This window comes from Sphingomonas sp. 66-10 (assembly GCF_001897045.1).
GTDB classification, from domain to species: Bacteria; Pseudomonadota; Alphaproteobacteria; order Sphingomonadales; family Sphingomonadaceae; genus Sphingomonas; species Sphingomonas lycopersici.
On sequence record NZ_MKRR01000133.1, the window covers coordinates 173,293 to 177,934 of the forward strand.

General features: G+C 65.8%; 5 protein-coding genes. 2 read left to right on the plus strand and 3 right to left on the minus strand.

The genetic code is table 11. The features are described 5' to 3' along the window. The 3 genes from BGN95_RS14750 to BGN95_RS14760 form a co-directional block, all read right to left on the minus strand. On the minus strand, positions 1-637 hold a 637-nt coding region (locus tag BGN95_RS14750), incomplete at its 3' end, for an SDR family NAD(P)-dependent oxidoreductase (RefSeq protein ID WP_286773112.1). After that, positions 634-2,952 carry a bifunctional salicylyl-CoA 5-hydroxylase/oxidoreductase gene (locus BGN95_RS14755; protein WP_286773113.1) on the minus strand — a complete coding sequence of 773 codons (2,319 nt, stop codon included), beginning with the start codon at positions 2,950-2,952 and terminating at the stop codon, positions 634-636. The genes BGN95_RS14755 and BGN95_RS14750, both read right to left, overlap by 4 nt. A gap of 119 nt (positions 2,953-3,071) precedes the next feature. Further along, entirely contained in the window at positions 3,072-3,548 is a 477-nt protein-coding gene (locus tag BGN95_RS14760) for a MarR family winged helix-turn-helix transcriptional regulator (RefSeq protein ID WP_265312765.1), read from the minus strand. A 186-nt stretch (positions 3,549-3,734) separates the two neighbouring features. Here BGN95_RS14760 and BGN95_RS14765 point away from each other — a divergent pair, with 186 nt between their 5' ends. Continuing rightward, a complete protein-coding gene (locus BGN95_RS14765; RefSeq protein WP_286773114.1) occupies positions 3,735-4,229 on the plus strand; it encodes a Csu type fimbrial protein in 495 nt (164 codons plus the stop codon). 10 nt (positions 4,230-4,239) lie between these two features. Next, the coding region (locus tag BGN95_RS14770) for a fimbrial biogenesis chaperone (RefSeq protein WP_286773115.1) at positions 4,240-4,642 on the plus strand (403 nt) is incomplete at its 3' end.

Sequence of the window (4,642 nt, forward strand, 5' to 3'; positions counted from 1 at the left end):
CCTGCGGGTTGCTCGCGGTGAAGGCGGCGAGCGCCTGTTCCTCGCTGCGCCCGGTCTTGGCGACGATATTGGCGACCGCATCGCGGATCAGATCGGTGTCGGTATAGCCGGGGCACAAAGCGTTGACGGTGATCGCGGTCCTGGCGAGCTCGAGCGCCAGCGACCGCGTCATCCCGAGGAGCGCATGTTTGGTCGCGGTATAAGCGCTGACATAGGCATAGCCCTTGAGCGCGGCAGTGCTCGCGACGTTGACGATCCGCCCCGTCTCCAGCTTGCGCATCGCGGGGAGCACCGCGCGGCTGGTATGGACCGCGCCCATCACGTTGACGCGCCACAATTCGTCCCACAATGCATCGGCCGACGCCTCGAACGGCGCGGTGCGCGCGGCCCCCGCGGCGTTGACGAGGATGCCGGCCGCGCCGTGGCGCGCCGCCGCCGCGTCGAACGCCGCCGCGACCGACGCCGCGTCCGCCACGTCGCAGACGACCGCGTTCGCCCCGGGCAAGTCGACCAGCGCCGCATGAAGCCGCGCCTCGCTGCGCCCCATGATCGTCACGCGATGCCGCGCGGCGACGAGCGCCTTGGCGATCGCCAGCCCGATCCCGCTGCCGCCGCCGGTGACGATCGCGTGGCTCATTGCGCCGCCGCCACCTGCGCCGCGCGCAGCTTGTTGAGCTTGAGCTGCGCATAGCCGCTCAGATATTGCACCGGCACATTTTCCTCGCCGAGCCCCTGCGCCGCCGCCGCCTCGATCGTCCAATTGGGGTTCATCTGATGCGGCCGCCCGATCGCGCACAGATCGGCGCGACCCGCGGCGACGATCGAATTGACGTGATCGACCTCGTAGATATTGCCGACCGCCATCGTCGCCACTCCCAGTTCGTTGCGAATCTGATCGGAGAATGGCGTCTGGAACATGCGGCCGTAAACCGGCTTCTGATCCCTGGTCACCTGCCCTGCCGAAACGTCGATCAGATCGGCGCCCGCGGCGGTGAAGGCGCGCGCGATCTCGACCGCATCCTCGGGGGTCACCCCGGCGTCGCCCATCCAGTCGGTCGCCGAAATCCTCACCGACATCGGCTTGTCCACCGGCCAGACGGCGCGCATCGCGCGAAAACCCTCCAGCGGATAGCGCAGCCGGTTGTCGAGGCTGCCGCCATAATCGTCGCTGCGTCGGTTCTGGATCGGGCTGATGAACCCCGAGAGCAGATAGCCGTGCCCGCAATGCAGCTCGACCATGTCGAACCCCGCCGCGTCGGCGTAGCGCGTCGATTGGACGAACTGATCGCGGATCTCGTCCATCTGCGCACGGGTTAGCGCCGAGGGCACCTGATTTTCCGCGCTCCACGCGACATCGGACGGCGCGACCAACGGCCAATTGCCCTCGACCAGCGGCTCGTCCATCCCCTCCCACGCGACGCGGGTCGAGCCCTTCGATCCGCTATGCCCGAGCTGCATGCAGATCCGCGTATCGCACGTGCGGTGGACGAAATCGGTGATGCGCCGCCACGCCGCGGCCTGCTCGGCATTCCACAGACCGGTGCAGCCGGGGGTGATCCGCGCCTCGGGCGAGACGCAGGTCATCTCGGTCACGATCAGCCCCGCCCCGCCCAGCGCGCGTGCGCCATAATGGACGAGGTGGAAATCGTCGGGCACGCCTTCGACCGCCGAATACATCGCCATCGGCGACATCACGACGCGGTTGCGCAAGGTCATCCCGCGCAATCGGAACGGCAGGAACATCGGCGGCACCGGCGCCTCGACCGGCGCGCCGAACGCGGTTTCGGCGAGGCTGCGTTCGAGCGCGGCGAGCCACGCCGGATCGCGTAGCCGCAGATTTTCGTGGCTCACCCGCTGGCTGCGCGTCAGCAAGGTATAGGTGAATTGCATCGCGTCCATTTTGAGATAGCGATCGAGATGCTCGAACCATTCGGTCGAGTTGCGCGCGGCATTCTGCAGCTTGACGACTTCAAGCTGGCGCTCGGCCTGATATTCCTCCAGCCCCTGTTGCAACGCTTCGCCGCTGCCGAACCCGGGCCGGTTCATCACCTCGGCGAGCTTGATCGCATCCTCCAGCGCGAGCTTGGTCCCCGAGCCGATCGAGAAATGCGCGGTATGCGCGGCATCGCCGAGCAGGACGATGTTCCTGTAGCTCCACTGACGGCAGATGATGCGCGGGAAGTTGATCCAGGCCGAGCCGCGGATATGGCTGGCGTTGGTCATCAGTTCGTGCCCGCCGAGGTGATCGGCGAAGATCTCCTCGCACAACCGGCAGCTTTCTTCCTGCGACATCCGCCCGAAGCCGGCGCGCTCATAGGTTTCGGGATCGCATTCGACGATGAACGTCGCGGTGTCCGCGTCGAACTGATAGGCGTGCGCCCAGATCCAGCCGAAGCGCGTGTGCTTGAAGATGAAGTTGAACGCGTCGAACTTCTGGCGGGTGCCGAGCCAGACGAACTTGTTGCGCTTGACGTCCAGATCGACCGCGAATTCGGCCTCGTAGCGTCGGCGCAACTTGCTGTTCAATCCGTCGGCGGCGATCACCAGATCGTAATCGGCGAGGAAATCGCTGTCGGGCTCGACCTCCACCTCGAATTCGAGCTTCACCCCCAGTGTGCGCGCGCGATCCTGCAGGATGTTGAGCAGCCTTTTGCGCCCGATGCCGATGAAGCCGTGGCCGCTGGAGCGATTGGTGACGGTGCGCCCGCCGTCCTCGATATGGACCTCGATATCGTCCCAATGCGCCAGCTCGTCGATCATCGACTGCGCGCTGATAGGATCGTTGGCCTGGAGATGCTCCATCGTCTGATCGGAGAACACCACCCCCCAGCCAAAGGTGTCGCCGGCGCGGTTGCGCTCGAACACGGTGATGTCGTGCGACGGATCTCGCAGCATCATCGAGATCGCGAAATACAGCCCCGCCGGGCCGCCGCCTACGCACGCCACCTTCATCTGCGCATCCTCACCGGGGAATGGACGGCAGTGTATCGGGCGGGGAATTTATTTCAAGCTTAAAATATATTCGCGGACATTGGGAGGTCGGGAGCATAAATTGGGGGTGGTTTCGAAGCTCACTCCCCCTCTTCCCCCAAGAGCGATCGGCGCAACTCGCCAAGCAAAGACAGCAATTGTTCCTGCCGGTCGGGCGGGAATTCGGCGAGCGCGGCGCGGACCCATTGGTGATGCGCACGCGCCAGCTCGGCGAAATGCGCCTTGCCCGCCGGGGTCAGCGCGGCGATCGCCGAGCGGCCGTCCCCGGGATCGGGGCGCGCGACGACGCTGCCCTGTTCCTGCAACTGCCGGACGATCGAGGTGACATTGCCGTTCGACACCAGCAAGGCGCGCGACAATGCCCCCATATTGAGCCCATCGGGCGCGCGATCGAGCGCCGCCATCACGTCGAACCGCGGCAGCGTCGTATCGAATTGCTCCTGAAAGTTGCGGCGGAGCTGCTTTTCGATGATCCGCGCGCAGCCGAGCAGGCGGACCCACAGGCGCAAATCGAGCGACCCGGCGCTGCCCGACCCGGAGACATTCTCAACAGCCACTATCGATGCCCCCGCCTCATCCCGTCCGCATCGCGCGACGGCGCCGGATCGGGCGGCATCTCTACAACAACCGCTTTCGCCAGCAACCCCGCGGCGCATTACAACCCACCTGACACCAATGTTAATATCGTTACAACCATTCTGCCTTAAAGCCGGCCGGGACACTCTGATGAAAGGAGGTCGGTGATGCGATTTGAATCGCTGGGGGTAGGTTTCACCGCCATCGCCATGTTGCTGCCCAATGTGGCGGCGGCATCTACCGCAACCACGACGATGGGCGTCTCCGCCAATGTGCAGAGCGCCTGCGTGGTGACGAGCAACAATCTGTCGTTCGGCAATTACAACCCGACCGCGGCCAGTCCGACCGACGCGACCAGCACGTTCAACGTGACATGCACCACCGGCACCAGCTTCACGGTGGGGTTGAACGCGGGCACGACATCGGGCGCCACCGTCACCACGCGGCAGATGGCGAACGGGGCCAGTTCGCTCGGCTATGCGCTCTACAGCGATGCGGCGCATACGACCAATTGGGGCAATACCCCGGGGACCGATACGCCCGCGGCGACGATCGCCGGCACCTCGGCTTCCACCTTCACCATCTACGGCCGCATCCACGCGCAGCAGAATGTCGCGGCAGGGGCCTATACCGACACGATCACGATCACCATCAACTATTGACGGCGGGGTCATGGAAAAGAAAAGCCGGGCGCGGATCCCATGCCGCGCCGGAGCGCTGCTGCTGTGCGTCTGTCTCGCGGCGCCGACGGGGCGAGCGAGCGCCGGAACCTTGCGCATCCTGCCGGTGCGGATCGAGGTCGCGCAGGACAAGAGGTTCTGCGCGCTGACGATCGCCAACGACGATGCCAGGCCGACGACGATCCAGATCCGCGGCTTCGCGTGGCGGCGCGACACGGCGGGGAACGATCTGCTCGATCCGGCCGAGGGGCCGAGCCTCAACCCCTCGATCGTGGCGATTCCCGCGGGCGAGACGCGGCTGATCCGTTGCAGCCTGCCCGGCCCGCCGGGCGCGACCGAGCAAAGCTGGCGGCTGATCGTCGACGAACTGCCCGATGCCAACCCGTTGCCGGGGG